The sequence below is a fragment of the Pedobacter frigidisoli genome, from assembly GCF_032678525.1.
Classification (GTDB): Bacteria; Bacteroidota; Bacteroidia; order Sphingobacteriales; family Sphingobacteriaceae; genus Pedobacter; species Pedobacter frigidisoli_A.
This window is the reverse complement of sequence record NZ_JAVTSE010000009.1, coordinates 138,043-157,059: the sequence shown is the minus strand read 5'-3', so window position 1 is coordinate 157,059 and position 19,017 is coordinate 138,043. Positions and strand designations below refer to the sequence as shown.

Below are 19,017 nucleotides of genomic sequence, written 5' to 3'. Positions count from 1 at the left end.
CAAAATTAGGAAATAATTTAAATGATAGGGTATAACCCATGCGATTGTTAAGCTACCAGCTTCCGCCACTGCCACCTCCGCTGCTGCTTCCGCCACCCCAACTGCTTGAGGATGATGAACTGCCAGACGATGACGAACCTGATGAGCTTCCTGAACTTTCTCTTACCAGCATCGTGAGGGTTACCCAACGGATAAATTCGACATGTTTGCAAAAACTACATTCGTTAACCCGTTTTGCCTGCCCATCGTGACTGTATGTTGCAGCTTTCACAGTTACCTGCTTATCGGTTTCATAAGTTCTGAATCCGCAGGATGGGCAAGCGGCAAAGTGATTATGTTTTTCCGCGGGCCATGGTTTTATGATATGCTCCTTCTGATCAACGCTTTGCCAGATATCATAATCATACGCTTTCACCATTTCCTCTTTTCGCTGCCCTTTTGTTAAAAATGGCGTACCTTCAATATTCTCTTCTCTGTTTAAACGAAGCATAGGCTGCTGTCGGCTGTCCAATACCGGTTTAAAACGTTTATTTCCTTCAGCTTTGCGGAAGAACTGACGGATGATCACAAAAATGATCAGTGGACAAAAGAGGATCATCCATCCGTATTTTTTATGAAAAGAGGTTACTGCATTTGAAAAGTTTTCATCATCATGATATGAACTTCTGATGTGCTCAATTAAAAAAAGATAGCGGAAAAATAGACAAATGCTAAAAATAGTTGCTAAAATATATGGTAGGCTTGAGAGTGAAATGTTTTTAAACCAACCGAACCCACCTGCGACAATAGATATGATGCCCACAAAAATGGCGGTAAAGATTATCACTACGCAGCCTATGTTCGGGGCTGACTGCTGTAAAATTTTATTTCCTTTGCCTGGTTTGACTTGCTTCGCCGGATATCGCCCCAACAATTTAAACAATCCGAAGAATGCGAGACAAATAGCAATAGCAGGAAGCCAGACCTTTTCCAGGTTACTGTTATAACCACGCTGGGTAAAAAACTGATTGAGTTCAGATTTGTTTTCCGGATTCAGGATGATGGTGCCCATGGCATTAAGGGTATTGATAATGCCTGTGCCATAGTCGTTTTTTCTGAAGGCAGGATGGAGGTTTTGTTCGGCAATGTGTTTGAGTTTTACATCCGGTAATAAGCCTTCAGCGCCGGTGCCGGTGATAAAGCGATATTTCCTCCGATCTTTGGCAATAAAGAGCAGTACTCCATTATTACTGGTTTTTTGTCCTATTCCCCAGGTATTAAAAAGCGTATAGGCAAAATCAAAATCTTCCTGATCTGGATCAAAATCATTAACAATTACCACCGCTACCTGAACGTTTGTTTTTCGTTCAAAGCTCGAAATGGTGTCGTTAATACTTGCAACATCTCCGGCGCTAAGTATCCCGTCGGGGTTACTCACCCAGCCTCCGTCGGTTTTCTTCGGATCTGGTATCTCAGCTACAGAGTAAGCTTTTTGAGCAAGTAACGGTGCGGAAAAAATAACAAGTAGGAAAATAAAAAGAGCTTTTGAGAGATGTTGGTGGTGCATTGTAGATGATCATTTAACGATTAGATTAAATTCTCCGTGCAAATACAGTACCGTTTATTCCTTCAAAATGCGATCAATAACCGTGTCGAGTTTTCTCTTGTCTTTTGCATAAGGCGCAAGGTCGAAAAGTTGTACAGCTTTAAATTCTATCGGATGGCTTTCACTTTGCAGAGAAATATAACCGGATTTGAGTGCTTTACCATCGGTTTTGACTTTTGGGTCGTAGTTAGAAACATTTCCACCACCAATCTGAGGCCTGGTATATTCCAGCACTACCTCGTTATCTATGATATGTTTAATCACTGAATCTCCAAGTACCAGAAATTCTGCTGTTACCCATTGGTCGCCTGCATAGGTTTTTGACTGCGAATCGAGACAATGTGGTGTAAATAGTTCACCCTTGTAATTAATTAAAGTTCCGGGTGTACATACATTGCTTGTGTGTCGTTCGTGTTCGCCATCACCACCCAGAATTTGTCCTTCAATCGAAATGGGAAAATCCTGGTCTTTTAGCATGGTTGCCGGATCCTGGCAATGCAACATCGCACCACTGTTACGGGTTGCCCATCCTTCACCGCCTTTAGCCTGATCACCAATAAAACGGTAGGTAACCTTTAACAAGTAGTAAGAGAAAGCCTTTTTATAAAAGATGTGACCATATTGTTTATCAAATTCCTGATAACCATCATAACTCACTTTCATTAAACCATTTTCTGCGCGAAAGGTATAGGCATAATTATCTTTGTATTCATGTTTGGATATTTTGACATTCCAATCCTTTAAATCCTTTCCGTTGAAAAGATTGATCCAGCCTTTTTGGGCGCTGGTATTAAGCGAAATAAATGCAAAAAATATAAATAGAGCAGATGTGTGTTTAAATTTCATGGTTGCCTGATTGGTTAGCAGCTAAAAATAGGAAATTTAAATTAAACCCTGTATTTAAACTTTTATGAATGGGGTAATAGCGGTGTTACCCTTTCTAATGCAAATTCCAGTTGTTCTTTCTGAGTCAGGTTGGTGTTATCCAGAATAATTGCATCATCAGCCCTTACTAGTGGACTTTCTTTCCGTGTAGTGTCGGCATAGTCACGGTGTGCAAGGTTTTCAAAAACCTCTTCCAGCATAGTTTCGTTATTTCCTTTACTTTCCAGCTCCTTAAATCTGCGTTCAGCCCTGATTTTCGGATCGGCCGTCATGAAAAGTTTTAGAGGAGCATCAGGAAAAACAGTAGTTCCTATATCCCTGCCATCCATCACAATGTTTTTGGATTTCCCCATGCGTTGCTGCTGTTTTACCATTTCATGGCGAACGATTTTATGGGCAGAAACTTCACTCACATTTTCAGATACGGGCATTAAACGGATTTCATCAGAAACTTCTTCACCGTTCAGGGTGATGTGCGATTCGTAGTCACGTGAGTGGAAATTCAGTTCAATATGTTGCAATGCATCGGTTACCGCTTCATCACTGTTTACCTCAATATGGTTCCGCAAAAAATATAGGGTTACCGCGCGGTACATGGCGCCGCTATCTACATAAATGAAACCTAATTTTTTAGCCAGTGCCTTTGCTAATGTGCTTTTCCCGCAAGATGAATAGCCATCAATAGCTATAACCAAGTTTTTCTTCATTGTGTACAAAGGTAGAAAAGGCGGTGAACTTATTAAATTTTTTTAGATTACTATTCTTCATACTTTTGTGACATGTTACCCACGAGAGAAGAAATTTTAAGGTCAGTGATATTCAAAACCTCCAGGAGCGGTGGGAAAGGTGGGCAAAACGTAAATAAAGTTTCCAGTAAAGTGGAGTTGGTTTTTAATATTGAAAATGCTTCTTTTTTTGATGACAATGAAAAAACGTTACTGAAGGTTAGGTTAGCAAACAGGTTGGATACTGATGGTTTGCTGCATATTGTTTCTCAGGAAGATAGGAGCCAGCTCTTGAATAAAGAGAAAACCATTGCTAAATTAATCGACTTGTTTAAAAAATCGCTTAAAGTTGACAGGAAAAGAAAGCCAACCAGGATTCCTAAAGGAGTCATTGAAAGCCGATTAAAGAATAAATCGGTCAACTCGTTGAGAAAAGAGGCGAGAAGAAAGCCCCAAGTTGATTAGTCTGCAGTTGAAATAAACCTTCTCCCGAGTTTAATCATTCAAATTATTTCCCAAACCTGTAGTATAAACTCAGGCCGCCATAATTTTGTGCCTGGGCAACACTCTTGATTTCTTTTGTTTTGAAGATGATATTGAAATCTATAGTAAACCGTCTGGAACTATAATTTACACCAAATTGCTGTTCAAAAACGATGGGCTTAACTCCAAATGTTAAGGGACTGTTGTTATTAAACAGGCTACCTTGAATGGTTGCATCGTAAGCAACGAAATTGAGTTGTGGTTTAGCGTAAACAAAAAACTCCGATTTATTTAAACTGGCTGTTTTGGCATTACCGATCACAGCGTTATATGTGGTACTGTTAAAAAGCTGATTTAGTCTGCCTGCCCTCAACAATGCTGATGCGCCAAGACCTGAAAACGTTGTGCCGATATTTGCATATCCCTGACCGCTGAGGTCAACTACCTGATCGTTTGAACGAATAAAGAGTTTGCTGTAAGTTGCAGCCAGGTTAACAGCTAATTCATTTTTGATCTGATATTCCCAGCCTGCCGGGGTATAAAAGCCAACGGTTCGATGTAGTAATTCCTGTGCATCCTGAGCGAGTGAATTGGGACCAACGGTTCCGATTTCTACGCTTGTTTTCAGAACGCTCTCATTTTTGTAAAATATGGAATACGCCGCACCCGCGTATAAATAGCCGGCAAAGGGGCGGTCCTGATTTTCTTTTTTCGGTACCTGACCCCAATAGGGGGTATACATTTTTTGCCCTGCCGATATTTCATAAGTTTTCTTCTCTATCTGTTCAGAAAATTTCTCAGAATTTAAAGCCCTTCTGAAATATATAAACAAGCCATTGGTGTAGTAGCGATCATTCAATGTTGCCAGATAGGCATCATTCTCTGTTTTAAAGCCGTATTCGTTTTTAAATGACTGGCTAAAGCCAGATAGAAACACAAAGCATAAAAATGCCGTAGTAAAGAAAGATTTCATAAAAAAGCCCGGATTTATCCGGGCTATAAATGTATTTATTGTAATTGAATATTTGATTTAAAAACCAAAAGATTACAAATTAGTTAACGATGGGCTTGATCTTTATCGTCAAATCCAGTGGTTTTTTAACCTTGTTTTTAGTTAGTGCCATATCAATAACTTCGCTCATTTCACTTACATAATGAAATTGCAGGTCTTTGATGTAGCTTTTCTTAATTTCCAGAATATCTTTTCTATTGCTTTTGCACAATATGATTTCCTTGATATTAGCGCGTTTTGCTGCCAATATCTTCTCTTTAATTCCACCAACAGGAAGAACTTTTCCCCTTAAAGTAATCTCACCCGTCATGGCCAGGTGTTGTTTAACTTTACGCTGTGTAAATGCTGAAGTAAGCGCAGTTAACATGGTTATGCCTGCAGAAGGGCCATCCTTAGGCGTGGCGCCTGCAGGAACGTGTACATGCACATCCCAGTTATCAAATAAAGAATAGTCAATGCCGAATTCTGCTGCATGCGCCCGGAGATATGCCAGGGCAATTACTGCCGATTCCTTCATCACATCACCCAGGTTACCCGTTAAAGTTAATTTTCCTTTTCCCGGACTTAAACTGGCTTCGATAAATAAAATATCACCACCAACGCTTGTCCACGCTAAACCAGTAACCACACCCGCAACCTCATTCCCCTCATACAGATCTTTGTCGTAGATGGGTGCACCTAAAATACGTTCTATGTCTGCCGGGGTTAGGGTAGCTTCATAGCTTTCCTCCATCGCAATTTTCGTTGCCACACCACGAACAATTGAACCTATCCGTTTTTCCAAACCACGCACACCTGATTCCCTGGTATAATCTTCAATTACCTTTTCGATTAATGCAGGCTTCAAATTAATATCCTTTGACTGTAAACCGTGATTTTCTTTCTGTTTAGGTAAAAGATATTTCTTTGCGATTTCAATCTTTTCTTCAATCGTATATCCGTTTACCTCAATAACTTCCATACGATCCAGTAAAGCGGGTTGTATGGTGCTTAATGAGTTTGCAGTGGCAATAAATAAGATATTGGATAAATCATAATCCATTTCCACATAATGATCATAAAAAGCATTGTTCTGTTCCGGATCCAGTACTTCTAAAAGTGCAGAAGAGGGATCACCTCTGTGATCAGTTCCTACTTTGTCGATTTCATCCAAAACAAAAACCGGATTATCAGCACCTGCTTTTTTGATTGACGAAATGATCCGACCAGGCATTGCGCCGATATAGGTTTTACGGTGACCGCGAATTTCGGCCTCATCACGAATGCCACCCAGGGCCATTCTCACGTACTTGCGTCCCAATGCTTTCGCAACTGACTTTCCAAGTGAAGTTTTACCAACTCCCGGAGGGCCTACAAGACACAAAATAGGCGCTTTCATATTGCGTTTTAGCTTTAAAACAGCTAAATACTCAATGATTCTTTGTTTCACTTTTTCCAGGCCGAAATGATCCTTATCCAGGATCCGCTGAGCACGCTTTAAGTCGAAGTTATCTTTGGTAAACTCACTCCAGGGCAAATCCAGTAAAAGCTCAAGATAATTCAACTGAACGGAATAATCAGGGGCTGCAGGATTCATCCTGCCCAGTTTGTCGAGTTCTTTATCAAAATGGGCATAAACCTCTTTCGACCATTTTTTAAGTTTAGCCTTTTCTTGCAAGGCATCGAATTCCAGGTCGGCAGAGTTTCCACCTAATTCTTCCTGAATAGTTTTTAACTGCTGATTCAGGAAATAATCTCTCTGCTGTTTGTCTAAATCGGTTCTCACTTTCGACTGAATCTGATTTCTCAGTTCCAGCATCTGCAATTCAATCATCAAAAGCTCCATTACCTTCTGAGCGCGATCCTGCAATTTATCCATTTCAAGGATTTTTTGCTTATCGGCCATTTCGGCATTCATATTCGACGATATAAAGTTGATCAGAAAAGAATTGCTTTCGATATTTTTTAATGCAATACTGGCTTCGCTAGGGATATTAGGCGAGAGCTGAATAATCTGGGCAGACATCTCACGGATTGAGGCAATAAGTGCTTTAAACTCCTTATCCGTTTTATGTTTCTGTTCCTCAAACTTTTTAACAACTGCTTTGATATAAGGCTCATTTTGTACTTCCTCAATTAAGCTGAAACGTTGTTTGCCTTGTATAATAACAGTGGTATTGCCATCCGGCATTTGCAATAACTTCACAATATTGGCAACGGTGCCCACAGTGTTAAGTTGCTCAAATGTAGGATCTTCTATAGAAACATCCTTTTGAGATACTACCCCAATAATTTTATTTCCTTTGTAAGCTTCTTTAATTAATTTTATTGATTTATCTCTTCCAACAGTTATTGGGATAACTACACCAGGAAAAAGTACGGTATTCCGCAAAGGCAATATGGCCAATGTTTCAGGGGTTTCCTCATTGTTCATTTCATCTTCGTCCTGTTGAGACATTAATGGGAAAAATTCGGTATCCTCGTTTATTATGGGCATTGCTGAATGGAAATCAAATATATCTTGTTTACTCATTATCACGTTTCCTCAAACGACAAACTGGCAGTGCTGTCGCCTTCACATTTTTAGTTTTGTTTCTCTACTCACAATTTCAACTCTTGTGCCAAAGTGGAAATTACATTAATGTTATGTTAAAACGGCAGAATAATTTAAATATTTGTGCCTCTATCATATAAACGGTTTTTTAACGTTATTGCTATTGTTTAGCGGGATTGGTTTTGCGTTAATGAAAATTAAAAACTTTTAATTTATAAGAATACGATTATATTGCAAAAAATTTCAACCATTAGGTATAAATTTATAAAACTATTATCCATTACATGAACTATTTTAAAAGGGCTATCCTGGGCTTAATCATTTTTTCATCTACAAGCACATTTGCACAAGGAAATTATGAGAAGAGTATGCAGGCAATGATGAACGGTGATTACAAATCTGCTGTTACTCAACTAGAAAAAGCCGATACCAAAACACCCGATAATGCTAAAATTTTACAGATGCTGGGTTACTCGTACTTTCAGAACGGGGAATATGAAAAATGTATTTCAACTTACAGCCGTTTAATTAATATTAAGCCCTCTGAAGTTTCGGCATACTATTACCGTGGCAAAGCCAGGTTAAATATTGCTAACGACCCAAAAGAATCACTGAACAGTTTGAGGGAGAATTTTTATACCGCTGCCTTGAAAGATTTTTCGAAATCGATCGAAATCACAGGTGATGAAGATTCACAGATGTTGCAAAACAGAGCAATCGCTTACAAAGATTATGCTATTTTCAGGTCGTATAAGGCTAAGAAGAAAGAAGAAAAGTTAGCTTGTGTAGCATTATTTAATAATTCAATTGCAGATTTTCAGAAGGTATTAACCATGCAGCCATTAAGAAAAGATATTATCGACTGGATTACTTACGATAAAGCACAGATTGCGAGTATGAAGTAACGGCAATTATAACATTAAAAAAAAGGAGTCCTGATCCCTCGGGACTCCTTTTTTTATTCCAGCTTACCGACAATGTGGTATGATTTCTGTTTAAGGAATCGTATTTTCTGGAGTTTTTTAATTTCGTAAAAAAGGCCTGGCGCATACCTCAGCGTATCAACTGACTGAAACAAAATGTTTTTATTCTCCACAATAATTTCAATCTTAGCAACCTTAGCCTGCTGATGTGTGATTAAAATTTTCTTTACCGGAATCTTTTTATTGGCAGAGCTGTAAATGGTTAACTGATGATCTACAGTTACCTTAAATTCGCCCTGCCATGAAGCTTTGTTAATATCTGCATTTGTAAATACAGCCAGTTCTTTTTCCCAATCGGCAATTTTGATTTTCCTGTTTTCCGAAACACCATTTACTGAAACAGTTTTTTCAACGATTGGGTTGCTCAAGCGTAAGCGGTTAATTTCTTTGCTGAAAAAACCTTTAACATCAAAATAGGATAACCTTGCATTAGCGTTGGTTTCCCTCTCCTGATTACAAGAGGTGAATCCGAATGCCAATGCAAGTATTAAGAGTTTTCTAATCATTATACCAGAACATTTCCTGTCATTTCTTCAGGAATGGCAACACCTAGTATTTTCAAGATAGTAGGGGCAATATCTCCCAGTTTTCCATCAGCAATCGATTTGTAGTCATTGTCAATGAGGATACACGGTACCAGATTGGTCGTGTGTGCGGTGTTTACTGAACCATCTGCATTTACCATATATTCAGAGTTACCGTGATCGGCCAGTAAAATAAATGAATATCCGTTTTCCAGTCCTTTTTTTACAACTGTTTCAGCACATTTATCTGCAGTTTCTACCGCTCTAATTACAGCTTCAAAAACCCCGGTGTGTCCAACCATATCCGGGTTAGCAAAATTCAAACAAATAAAGTCAGCCCAGCGTGTTTCCATCTCTGCAGTTATGGCTTCGGTAATTCCTGCAGCACTCATTTCGGGTTGCAGGTCATAGGTCGCAACTTTTGGCGAAGGAATTAAAATCCGCTTTTCGTTGTTAAATTCTGTCTCTCTTCCACCTGAAAAAAAGAATGTCACGTGAGGATATTTTTCAGTTTCAGCAATACGGATTTGATTTTTGTTGTTTAAAGATAAAACTTCACCAATTGTTTTGGTTAAATCATCTTTTGTAAAAACAACATTTACTTTCTCAAAACTCTCGTCATAAGTAGTCATGGTAACATAGTATAACGGAAGTCTGTGCATATGTTGCTCAGGGAAATCCTTTTGTGTTAGCGCAGTGGTAATTTCCCTTCCTCTGTCGGTACGGAAGTTAAAACAAATCACTACGTCATCGTTCTGAATCGTGGCAATAGCGTTGCCATTGGCATCAGTTAATACTACTGGTTTGAGAAACTCATCTGTTATCCCATCGGTATATGATTTTTGAATGGTAGCCAGGGCATCCTGGGTTTTTTCACCTACACCATTCACCATTACATCATAGGCTTGCTTAACACGTTCCCATCGGTTGTCGCGATCCATAGCATAGTACCGACCCACCAACGTAGCCAGTTTTGCATTTCCGTTTTTTATGTGATTTTGAAGATCATCAATAAAACCCAATCCCGAATTAGGATCAGTATCACGGCCATCCAGAAATGCATGCACATAAGTTTTTTCTACATTAGCTTCAGTAGCAGCATCACACAAGGCTTTTAAGTGTTCAATGTGCGCATGTACACCACCATTTGAAACCAAACCAATGAAATGAACAGCTTTATTATTTTGTTTTGCATAGTCAAAAGCAGCCAGCAAAACCGGGTTAGTATGTAATTCTCTATCTGCAATGGATTTGTTTATTCTTCCAAGTTCCTGATAAACAACCCTACCTGCACCTAAATTCATGTGTCCAACTTCAGAGTTACCCATCTGGCCCGCTGGTAAACCTACTGCCTCGCCTGAGGCTTCCAGTTTTGAGTTTGGGTATTGCTGTAACAAGGAATCAAAAAAAGGTGTATTGGCAGCATAAGCAGCATCAGATTGATCTTTCCTGCCATATCCCCAGCCATCTAAAATTATAAGTGCGAGTTTTTTATTGTTTGTCATCTTCTTAAAAAAATAATTGAACAGCTTAAAAACAAATCTGCAAAAGTCTTGTTCTTGCTTTTATTAATAAGGCAAATATAGCTTTCTTGATGCTTAAATAAATTAATATTCCTTTTTTTGATAAGCTAATGGCATAATTTTAGCTATAGCGTTCTGTATAAAATACAGAAATGGTCCGAAGCTTATTTTTACTTATTATCAGTTTGTCATCATTATACAGCCTTAACGCTTATCAGGCAGATATTATTGATGATTTGTCCTCATATTTCAGGTCTGGTAATGCCAAAGAGGTTGCAAAGAACTTTGCTTCTACCATTGAGCTGATCATTGTTGACGAGGAAGATGTATACTCAAAAGCACAGGGCGAGCAGATTCTAAAGGATTTTTTTACCAAACATCCACCCGTAAAGGCAAGTATTTTTCACAAAATAAATACCAATCCCAATTATCGTTTCGGAGTTATTCTATTGAATACATCTAAAGAGAATTTCAGGGTATCTGTAACCATGAAAAAGTTTAACAATAGCTTTCAGATCACAGAATTAAGGATTGAGGCTGCTAAAGAGTAGGCAGGTTTTGTAAATTCTCTTTCGTCTCTTATCGTATCCAGCCGGGTATATAATGCATTTCTGTTAATTGGCAGCTCACAAATATTTGTTATTTTTGTGGCTCTTAAAACTAGATTTTGGATATTCAACTTATACACCAATTCATAAAAAATGCCCTTGCCGAAGATTTAGGTGATGGTGATCATACTTCTTTATCCACTATTCCAACAGGAACCCAGGGAAGAGCTCAACTTATTATTAAAGAGGACGGTATTTTGGCCGGGATGGAACTCGCGGTGGAGATCTTCAAAGTGGTAGATGCTGATCTTAAAGTGGAGGTTTTCATTAACGACGGGGCTGAAGTAAAGGTTGGGGATATTGGTCTCACCGTTTCGGGGAATACGCATGCTATTTTAATTGCCGAGCGTCTGGTTTTGAACTGCATGCAAAGAATGAGTGGCATTGCAACTAAAACGCATCGTATCGTTTCTCTTCTTCAGCATACCAGTACAAAAATTCTTGATACCCGGAAAACGACTCCCGGTTTACGTTATTTGGAAAAGTGGGCTGTAAGGATTGGTGGGGGAGTCAATCACCGGATCGGTCTTTACGATATGATTCTGATTAAGGATAATCATGTCGATTATGCCGGTGGTATTGTAAACGCTATTCAGGCTGCGAAGCAATATATTGCGCAAAATCATAAATCTTTGCAGATCGAAATCGAGGTACGTAACCTCGAAGAGCTTTCTCAGGTACTTTCAATTGGCGGTGTAGATCGGATTATGCTCGATAATTTCAGCTTTGATAACTTGCGCAGTGCGGTAAAACAGATCGATAACCGGTTTATCACTGAAGCCTCGGGAGGTATAACAGAAGAAAATGTTGCCGAATACGCAGCGTGCGGAGTAGATTTTATTTCGATGGGTGCACTTACCCATTCTGTAAAAAGCTTGGATATCAGTTTAAAAGCATACTAAAGTGATTTGCTATAAAATTAAAAGCTTATTTTTTGTATCATTGTAGGCTATGGTTACGGTTTATTCGCTCAGCGCCTTATTAGTTGCGTATCTTTTTGGATCAATACCAACAGCTGTATGGCTTGGCCAGGCTTTTTACGGTATTGATGTGAGGGAGTACGGAAGCGGTAATGCCGGTGCAACCAATACTTTTCGTGTTTTAGGTAAAAAAGCCGGTATAGCGGTGATGATTATCGATATTGCCAAAGGCTATACCGCCACAAATCTCGCCTTCCTCATTGGCATGTCTGTAACCGGCCCGCACACTTCCGCCGTATTTGTTAACTATCAGCTTGCCCTTGGCGTTACAGCCGTAATGGGACACCTTTTTCCTGTGTTTGCAGGATTTAGAGGAGGGAAAGGTGTAGCTACACTTTTTGGAATGATTTTGGCAGTCAACTTCGAAGCATCTATGCTTTGTGTTCTGGTTTTCGTGGTGGTACTGTTAATAACTAAATATGTTTCACTAAGCTCCATATGTGCCGGATTTACTTTTCCATTAAGTGTGGTGTTCCTGTTTCAGGTTTCGATCAAATCGGAGGTGCTATACGGAATGGTTGTTTGTATCTTAATCCTGGTTACCCACCAAAAAAATCTGGAACGTTTGCTAAAAGGCAAGGAATCAAAAGTGTATTTGTTTAAGAAGAAAACTGGATAAATTAACAAAACAGAATCTTCGAAACTTATTTGCCGGATTGCTGTTAATATCACAATCCCATATGAGGATTACTAATCATTAACGACAAAAATTTAAGAAGCCGTCTGGTTTCTGCATCCTGATTTGCAGAACGCTGCGATTGCTTCGTCATTAAAAGAAAATTAACAGATGAAAAAGTTATTCTTAGCAGCAAGCGTTGCCGGAGTTCTCCTCTTTAACTCATGTTCTACCGTTCCGTTAACCGGACGTAGCAGGTTTGATCTTGTCAGTAACGATCAGGTATTGCCGATGGCATTCCAGGCCTACAGTACCTTCCTTAACGAAAATAAGAGTACAGTTTTACCGGCTTCAAATGCACAGGCTTTAAAGGTTAAAACAATTGGAAGCCGCCTGATTACTGCTGTAAAATCATATATGAACAGTAACAATTACGGAAATTTAATTGCTGACTACCAGTGGGAAGTAAACGTGGTCCAGAATAACGAAAAGAACGCCTGGTGTATGCCGGGTGGGAAAATTGTCGTGTACACTGGGATCCTCCCGGTAACTCAGGACGATGCTGGTTTAGCTACTGTTATGGGGCACGAAATTGCCCATGCTATTGCCGGACACTCGGCTGAACGCATGTCGCAGGAAATGGTAGCTCAGGGTGTAGGTGCAGCAGCGGGAGTAGCATTGTCCAAGAATCCGAAAACGCAATCTATTTTCAATACACTTTATGGCGTAGGAACCCCTGTTGCCATGCTTAAATTCAGTCGTAATCAAGAGCTGGAAGCCGATCGTTTAGGTTTGATCTTTATGGCCATGGCTGGTTATAACCCACAAAGCGCAACAAGTTTCTGGAATAGAATGGCGTCTGCATCGCAGGGAGCAGCTAAGCAACCGGAGTTTTTAAGTACCCACCCAAGCGATGCCACACGTATTGCCCAAATACAAAAATATTTACCTGAAGCACAACAGTATTACAAAAAATAGGCTTTTAGCTTTCAGGGATAAAGGTGGAATTATGCTTCAGGCAAATTCCACCTTTTTTTTTTCAAAAGAACTATCCTGTACTTTACTAAATGCTATTTCTGATACGATTCAACCCCTAGCACCTTTAAAATCGCACTGGCTTTAAGTAAACATTCCTCATATTCTTTTTCGGGTTCGCAATGGTAGGTGATTGCACCGCCGACCTGAAAAGATAAATACTGGTTTACAGCATTGTAAATAATGCTGCGGATCACCACATTAAAATCGAAATCCCCGGATGGACTAATACAGCCAAAAGACCCGGAATAAACACCTCTTTTGGTTTCCTCATATTGTTCAATCAACTCCATTGCTTTAACCTTCGGCGCGCCTGTCATCGATCCCATTGGGAAAGCATTTTTAATTGCATCAATGAAATGAAGGTTTGCATCGAGCTCACAGCTTATCGTGGAGATCATCTGGTGTACCTGTGGAAAGGTGTAGATGCCAAATAGTTCGTCGACTTTTACAGAGCCTTTAACAGCCGACCTGGTTAAATCGTGTCGTACCAGATCAACGATCATTACGTTTTCTGACTGCTCTTTAGCATCATTCCTCAGCGCAGTTTTGATCTGTTCATCTTCTTCCGGCATATCGCTTCTTCTTGCAGTACCTTTGATAGGCTGTGAAATAAGCTTTGACCCCCTTTTACACAAAAAGCGTTCAGGTGTTGCTGATAAAATATATTGGTGATGGAATTTGAAATATCCGGCAAATGGGGTAGGGGAAACCTGGTTTAATATTTCAAAAGTTTGTACCGGATTAATTGCCGCATGCTCAGCAAAAAATTCCTGACAGAAGTTAACCTCATAAATATCGCCACGAATGATGTGGCTTTTAAGCAGCTCAACTTTGGATATATATTGACCCTTTGTGATTCTTTGCTTAACATCCAGAGCTGGAAGTTTAGTGCTAAGTGCCGGCTTGAAGGCATCGATTTCTGCCAGAAGAGATGGATCGCCTAGCAGAACCTCTATTTTTCCGTGTTTAACCGCTATGAGGTATTCAGGGACAAAAAAGTACAGATCAGGAAAACTCAGATAGTCGCTGTTTTCGGACTGCAAATTTTCGAGCTCATTTTTAAGGTCGTAACTGAAAAAACCAAAAAGCCACTGTTGATGAGTTTCGTAGAATGCTTTCAGTTTTTCAAATGCAGCACCCCCAAAACATTTTAAATCTTCCCGCAGGCCGGCGGCAATAATGAAATCGTATTCTGAATAACTATCCTTGTATTCATTGGAATCTAAAAGGCAGCAAACATCGAACTGATTTGCCCAGTGTAGTGCTTTTTTTTTGAAATCGGATGTGTTTTGCAGGGTTTTCAAGCTGCTGCAAAGGTAACTAAACGATGTCAAAAAAAAAGCAACCCTTTAAGGGTTGCTCTTCATTTATTCTTTGCAGAAATGCGTTGCTTTGAATCTTGAATACAGATTAACGCAATTCTAAAGTCTGTGCCCTGTCTGGTCCTACAGAAAGAAACCTGATCGGTACTTCTAATTCTTTTTCCAGGAACGCGATATATTCCGTTAGTTTAGCCGGGATTTCTTCAACAGAAGTAATTTTGGTAACGTCTGTAGCCCAGCCATCTATCGCTTTTAATACTGGCTTAGGTTCGATAGATATAATATCGTAAGGCATGTAATCGATTGTTTCGCCATTATATTCGTAATGGGTACAAGCATAAATGGTATCGAAAGTATCCAAAACATCGGCTTTCATCATAATTAATTCGGTTACACCGTTTAACATGATGGCATATTTTAATGCTGGTAAATCGATCCAGCCACAACGACGGGCACGTCCGGTTGTTGCACCAAATTCATGACCTAGTTTACGTAGATTTTCTCCAACTTCATTATCTAATTCTGTCGGGAAAGGCCCCCCGCCAACGCGTGTACAGTAAGCTTTGAAAATGCCATATACAGCGCCAACCTTATTAGGTGCAATACCTAAACCTGTGCAGGCACCTGCAGTGGTTGTATTGCTTGAAGTAACGAAAGGATATGATCCGAAATCAACATCCAGCAAAGTACCCTGTGCACCTTCAGCTAAAACAGCTTTGCCTTCTTTTAAGTATGCGTTAACGAAATGTTCACTATCAACATGGGGAATACTTTTCAAAAACTCAATTGCTTCAAAAAATGAAGCCTCTTTTTCTGCTAATTCATATTCAAATCCCTCATAATGAGAAAGGATTTCCGTATGTTTTTCTACCAGTTTAGTGTAACGTTCTTTGAAATCAGGAAGGGTGGTATCGCCCACACGTAAACCATTACGGCCGGTTTTATCCATATATGTCGGGCCAATACCTTTTAAGGTTGATCCGATTTTATTCTTGCCCATTCGTGCCTCATTTGCTGCATCCAGCAATTGGTGAGTAGGTAAAATCAAGTGCGCTTTACGGGCAATAACAAGTTTGCCTTCTGCAACAGGGTCGTGACCAGCTTTTTTCAGATTATCCAGCTCTCTTTTTAAAATGATTGGATCGATAACTACACCATTTCCGATTAGGTTCATGGTTTTTTCGTTGAAAATTCCTGATGGGATGGTGTTTAAAACGAATTTTTTACCATCGAACTCTAAAGTATGTCCGGCATTTGGGCCACCCTGGAAACGGGCAATAAGATCATATTTCGGACTGAGTACATCAACGATTTTTCCCTTTCCTTCATCACCCCATTGCAGGCCGAGAAGTACATCTACTTGCGTCATTATTAAAAATTTAAGCTGGTTTTATTTTGGTTATTGATTTAATTTGCTTTTAGCTGGGCTGCTGCGACTGCGGCAGTTTCATTTACTTTTCGCGCCACACTGCAATCAGAGCAGAACCCATAAAGATTCAAAGAGTGGTGTTTGATATCAAACTTTAACAGGTCGCCAACCATGGTTTGAATCTGGTGGATACGTGGATCACAGAATTCTACTACTTTACCACACTCAATGCAGATCACATGATCATGCTGGCGGTAGCCGTAGGATTTTTCAAACTGCGCCATATTTTTACCAAACTGATGTTTGGTAACCAGATCACATGAAACCAATAACTCTAAAGTATTGTAAACCGTAGCGCGACTTACCCGATACTTCTGGTTTTTCATGTGAATATAAAGTGTTTCAACATCAAAGTGGTCGTTTCTTGAATAGATTTCTTCCAGGATTGCGAAACGCTCAGGTGTTTTGCGTAGATTTTTGTTTTCTAAATAAGCTTCAAAAATCTTGCGAACAAGCTCATTTGTATTTTGTTCAGACATAGTTTTAAACTCCGTTCAAAGGTAGTTAAATTGTTTGATTGTTACAGCGTTTGATTGTTGAAATGTTGTAATTATTAAGCATCAAACCTCGTTACTCCTGTCACACCACGTACCTTTAACAAATTATTGATCAGGTTTTCCAGGTGCTCGGTATCGTTCACAAAAATCATGATAGAGCCTTCAAATATACCTTCGTTGGTATCAACTGTTATTGATCGCATATTGACCTTGAAATCAGTCGAAATTACCCTTGTAATATTATTGATCAATCCAACATCATCAATTCCTACAATGCGCAACCCGGTAAGGAAAGTGAGCTCTTTTTGCTTGTTCCACTTTGCTTTTACTACCCGATAACCGTAGTTGGCCATAAGCTGAGCTGCATTGGGACAATTGGTGCGGTGAATTTTAATTCCGTCACTCACGGTGATAAATCCAAATACATCATCGCCAGGTATAGGGTTACAGCAGGCGGCCAATGTATAATCTATGCGCTGCATGTCTTCGCCAATCAGAAGTATATCCGAATCACCGCCCTTAATTTTATTTTTAATACCATCAACCGATAAGTTTTCCGGACGCTCAGGGCCTTTAGGCTCATGCTCCTTATCCGTATTCAGGTATTCTTTAATGTCTTTTAACTCGATCTTTCCCAGTGCTACATTCACAAACAACTCCTGTGTTGAAGGAAGCTTAAAAAAGTAACTTAGTTTCTGGATGTTTTCGGTATTGTAGGTGATTTTCAGAGATTTCATCTTGCGCTCCAGAATCTCCTTACCATTATCAGCAATCTTCCGTTTTTCTTCTTTTAATGAAGATTTGATTTTTGATTTCGCTTTGGCGGTAACAACAGTGTTCAGCCAGTCTTCCTTTGGGGTTTGTTTACTGGATGTGATAATCTCGACCTGATCTCCGTTTTGTAGTTTATAGGAGATAGGAACAAGTTTGTGGTTTACTTTGGCTCCGATACAGGTAGCTCCCACGTCGGTATGAATTTCGAAAGCAAAATCAAGTGCCGTAGCACCTAATGGCAACTGAATCAAAGCACCTTTTGGCGTAAAGATAAAAATCTCATCAGAAAACAGATTCATCTTGAAGTCATCAAGGAAATCAAGTGCATTTGCTTCCGGGTTATTCAGCATTTCTCTAACCTTTTGTATCCATTGATCCAAACCATTATCGTTGCTTGATTCTTTGTATTTCCAGTGCGCTGCGAAACCTTTTTCAGCAATTTCATTCATCCGTTGTGTACGGATCTGAACTTCAACCCATTGCCCGCGTGGTCCCATTACGGTAGTGTGCAAACTTTCGTAGCCATTACCTTTTGGAGATGAAACCCAATCACGCAAACGATCGGGGTTGGGCCTGTACAGATCAGTTACTATGGAGTACGCTTTCCAGCAATCTGCTTTTTCATTTTCGTAAGGGCTGTCGAGGATAATCCTGATGGCAAAAAGATCATAAACCTCTTCAAAAGGGATATTTTTCTTTTTCATTTTATTCCAGATGGAATGAATGGATTTTGGCCTTCCGTATACATCAGCTACAAGACCTTGTTCATGGATAATTTCATCAATGGGCTCTACGAATTTTTTGATAAACAAGGCACGTTCAGCTTTTTTCTCATTCAGCTTTTTAGCAATGAACTTATACGTATCAGGGTCGAGATATTTCATCGAAAGATCTTCGAGCTCGGATTTGATTGCATACAAGCCCAGACGATGGGCTAGAGGAGCATATAGATAAATGGTTTCAGATGCAATTTTAAGCTGCTTATGGCGTGGCATAAAGTCCATTGTGCGCATATTATGCAGCCGATCGGCAAGTTTAATCAGAATTACCCTCACATCATCAGCCAGGGTAAGCAGCATCTTTCTGAAATTTTCGGCCTGTAAAGAACTATTGGTGTCGAAAACCCCTGATATCTTCGTCAGACCATCGATAATTTTGGCTGTTTTCTTACCGAATTCACGTTCGATATCTTCCAGTGTGATGTTAGTATCCTCCACTACATCGTGCAATAATGCACAAACGATAGAGGTGGTGCCTAGTCCAATTTCTTCTGCAGCGATTTGTGCTACCGCAATCGGATGGTATATATAGGGTTCGCCTGATTTGCGGCGCATATCTTTATGGCTTTCGAGCGCCATATCGAAAGCTTTTCGGATTTCTTTCTTATCGCCCTTTTGCAGGGTAGATTTGCTTGCCCGTAATAATGCCCTGTATCTTTTAAGAATCTCTTGCTTTTCCGCCTCTAAATCAATCACTAACTCTGTTTTCATTTGTTTTTTT

Annotated in this window: 17 protein-coding genes; 6 read left to right on the top strand and 11 right to left on the bottom strand. The window is 39.7% G+C overall.

Going from position 1 to position 19,017, the window contains the following annotated elements; genetic code table 11:
* Positions 1-52: 52 nt before the first annotated feature.
* From R2Q80_RS20280 to cmk, 3 genes are all read right to left on the bottom strand, one after another.
* Entirely contained in the window at positions 53-1,546 is a 1,494-nt protein-coding gene (locus R2Q80_RS20280; RefSeq protein WP_316801357.1) for a TPM domain-containing protein, read from the bottom strand.
* A gap of 54 nt (positions 1,547-1,600) precedes the next feature.
* A complete protein-coding gene (locus R2Q80_RS20275) occupies positions 1,601-2,431 on the bottom strand; it encodes a DUF1080 domain-containing protein (protein ID WP_316801356.1) in 831 nt (276 codons plus the stop codon).
* A 62-nt stretch (positions 2,432-2,493) separates the two neighbouring features.
* Complete coding sequence (gene cmk / locus R2Q80_RS20270) at positions 2,494-3,177, bottom strand: (d)CMP kinase (RefSeq protein ID WP_316801355.1); 684 nt, start codon at positions 3,175-3,177, stop codon at positions 2,494-2,496.
* A gap of 72 nt (positions 3,178-3,249) precedes the next feature.
* Between cmk and arfB the strand changes: the two genes are divergently transcribed.
* On the top strand, positions 3,250-3,660 hold the full coding sequence (gene arfB / locus R2Q80_RS20265) for an alternative ribosome rescue aminoacyl-tRNA hydrolase ArfB (RefSeq protein WP_316801354.1): 411 nt from the start codon (positions 3,250-3,252) through the stop codon (positions 3,658-3,660).
* Between the two features lie 43 nt (positions 3,661-3,703).
* Here arfB and R2Q80_RS20260 read toward each other — a convergent pair whose 3' ends face one another.
* Positions 3,704-4,651 carry a lipid A deacylase LpxR family protein gene (locus R2Q80_RS20260; RefSeq protein WP_316801353.1) on the bottom strand — a complete coding sequence of 316 codons (948 nt, stop codon included), beginning with the start codon at positions 4,649-4,651 and terminating at the stop codon, positions 3,704-3,706.
* A gap of 79 nt (positions 4,652-4,730) precedes the next feature.
* The gene (gene lon, locus R2Q80_RS20255) at positions 4,731-7,202 is read right to left on the bottom strand and encodes an endopeptidase La (protein ID WP_316801352.1); all 2,472 of its coding nucleotides are present in this window, start codon (positions 7,200-7,202) and stop codon (positions 4,731-4,733) included.
* A gap of 305 nt (positions 7,203-7,507) precedes the next feature.
* Between lon and R2Q80_RS20250 the strand changes: the two genes are divergently transcribed.
* Positions 7,508-8,128 (top strand): tetratricopeptide repeat protein, encoded by a 621-nt coding sequence (locus R2Q80_RS20250; protein ID WP_316801351.1) that lies wholly within the window; start codon positions 7,508-7,510, stop codon positions 8,126-8,128.
* 53 nt (positions 8,129-8,181) lie between these two features.
* Here the strand turns inward: R2Q80_RS20250 and R2Q80_RS20245 are convergent, their stop codons facing one another.
* Complete coding sequence (locus R2Q80_RS20245) at positions 8,182-8,712, bottom strand: hypothetical protein (protein ID WP_316801350.1); 531 nt, start codon at positions 8,710-8,712, stop codon at positions 8,182-8,184.
* A complete protein-coding gene (gpmI, locus tag R2Q80_RS20240; RefSeq protein ID WP_316801349.1) occupies positions 8,712-10,235 on the bottom strand; it encodes a 2,3-bisphosphoglycerate-independent phosphoglycerate mutase in 1,524 nt (507 codons plus the stop codon). Before gpmI ends, R2Q80_RS20245 begins: the two co-directional genes overlap by 1 nt.
* A gap of 203 nt (positions 10,236-10,438) precedes the next feature.
* Here gpmI and R2Q80_RS20235 point away from each other — a divergent pair, with 203 nt between their 5' ends.
* From R2Q80_RS20235 to R2Q80_RS20220, 4 genes are all read left to right on the top strand, one after another.
* Positions 10,439-10,804, top strand: coding sequence for a DUF4783 domain-containing protein (locus R2Q80_RS20235; protein ID WP_316801348.1), 366 nt, complete (start codon positions 10,439-10,441; stop codon positions 10,802-10,804).
* A 116-nt stretch (positions 10,805-10,920) separates the two neighbouring features.
* Positions 10,921-11,763, top strand: coding sequence for a carboxylating nicotinate-nucleotide diphosphorylase (nadC, locus tag R2Q80_RS20230; RefSeq protein ID WP_316801347.1), 843 nt, complete (start codon positions 10,921-10,923; stop codon positions 11,761-11,763).
* 49 nt (positions 11,764-11,812) lie between these two features.
* On the top strand, positions 11,813-12,460 hold the full coding sequence (plsY, locus tag R2Q80_RS20225) for a glycerol-3-phosphate 1-O-acyltransferase PlsY (protein WP_316801346.1): 648 nt from the start codon (positions 11,813-11,815) through the stop codon (positions 12,458-12,460).
* A 168-nt stretch (positions 12,461-12,628) separates the two neighbouring features.
* Entirely contained in the window at positions 12,629-13,435 is an 807-nt protein-coding gene (locus R2Q80_RS20220; RefSeq protein ID WP_316801345.1) for a M48 family metallopeptidase, read from the top strand.
* Positions 13,436-13,527: 92 nt separating this feature from the next.
* Here the strand turns inward: R2Q80_RS20220 and R2Q80_RS20215 are convergent, their stop codons facing one another.
* The 4 genes from R2Q80_RS20215 to R2Q80_RS20200 all read right to left on the bottom strand — a co-directional run bounded on the left by R2Q80_RS20215 (position 13,528) and on the right by R2Q80_RS20200 (position 19,007).
* Positions 13,528-14,799, bottom strand: a complete 1,272-nt coding sequence (locus R2Q80_RS20215) for an anthranilate synthase component I family protein (protein ID WP_316801344.1) — start codon at positions 14,797-14,799, stop codon at positions 13,528-13,530.
* 106 nt (positions 14,800-14,905) lie between these two features.
* A complete protein-coding gene (locus R2Q80_RS20210) occupies positions 14,906-16,186 on the bottom strand; it encodes an adenylosuccinate synthase (protein ID WP_316801343.1) in 1,281 nt (426 codons plus the stop codon).
* A gap of 38 nt (positions 16,187-16,224) precedes the next feature.
* Positions 16,225-16,725 (bottom strand): Fur family transcriptional regulator, encoded by a 501-nt coding sequence (locus R2Q80_RS20205; RefSeq protein ID WP_047799501.1) that lies wholly within the window; start codon positions 16,723-16,725, stop codon positions 16,225-16,227.
* A 74-nt stretch (positions 16,726-16,799) separates the two neighbouring features.
* Positions 16,800-19,007 carry a bifunctional (p)ppGpp synthetase/guanosine-3',5'-bis(diphosphate) 3'-pyrophosphohydrolase gene (locus tag R2Q80_RS20200; RefSeq protein ID WP_316801342.1) on the bottom strand — a complete coding sequence of 736 codons (2,208 nt, stop codon included), beginning with the start codon at positions 19,005-19,007 and terminating at the stop codon, positions 16,800-16,802.
* Between the last annotated feature and the right edge of the window lie 10 nt (positions 19,008-19,017).

Excerpts from the sequence above, each read along its gene's own strand:
- plsY (WP_316801346.1), top strand. The coding sequence starts at position 11,813 with ATGGTTACGGTTTATTCGCTCAGCGCCTTATTAGTTGCGTATCTTTTT.
- R2Q80_RS20205 (WP_047799501.1), bottom strand. The coding sequence starts at position 16,725 with ATGTCTGAACAAAATACAAATGAGCTTGTTCGCAAGATTTTTGAAGCT.
- arfB (WP_316801354.1), top strand. The coding sequence starts at position 3,250 with ATGTTACCCACGAGAGAAGAAATTTTAAGGTCAGTGATATTCAAAACC.
- lon (WP_316801352.1), bottom strand. The coding sequence starts at position 7,202 with ATGAGTAAACAAGATATATTTGATTTCCATTCAGCAATGCCCATAATA.
- R2Q80_RS20220 (WP_316801345.1), top strand. The coding sequence starts at position 12,629 with ATGAAAAAGTTATTCTTAGCAGCAAGCGTTGCCGGAGTTCTCCTCTTT.
- R2Q80_RS20210 (WP_316801343.1), bottom strand. The coding sequence starts at position 16,186 with ATGACGCAAGTAGATGTACTTCTCGGCCTGCAATGGGGTGATGAAGGA.
- R2Q80_RS20250 (WP_316801351.1), top strand. The coding sequence starts at position 7,508 with ATGAACTATTTTAAAAGGGCTATCCTGGGCTTAATCATTTTTTCATCT.
- gpmI (WP_316801349.1), bottom strand. The coding sequence starts at position 10,235 with ATGACAAACAATAAAAAACTCGCACTTATAATTTTAGATGGCTGGGGA.
- R2Q80_RS20200 (WP_316801342.1), bottom strand. The coding sequence starts at position 19,007 with ATGAAAACAGAGTTAGTGATTGATTTAGAGGCGGAAAAGCAAGAGATT.
- R2Q80_RS20245 (WP_316801350.1), bottom strand. The coding sequence starts at position 8,712 with ATGATTAGAAAACTCTTAATACTTGCATTGGCATTCGGATTCACCTCT.
- R2Q80_RS20275 (WP_316801356.1), bottom strand. The coding sequence starts at position 2,431 with ATGAAATTTAAACACACATCTGCTCTATTTATATTTTTTGCATTTATT.
- R2Q80_RS20260 (WP_316801353.1), bottom strand. The coding sequence starts at position 4,651 with ATGAAATCTTTCTTTACTACGGCATTTTTATGCTTTGTGTTTCTATCT.
- R2Q80_RS20280 (WP_316801357.1), bottom strand. The coding sequence starts at position 1,546 with ATGCACCACCAACATCTCTCAAAAGCTCTTTTTATTTTCCTACTTGTT.
- cmk (WP_316801355.1), bottom strand. The coding sequence starts at position 3,177 with ATGAAGAAAAACTTGGTTATAGCTATTGATGGCTATTCATCTTGCGGG.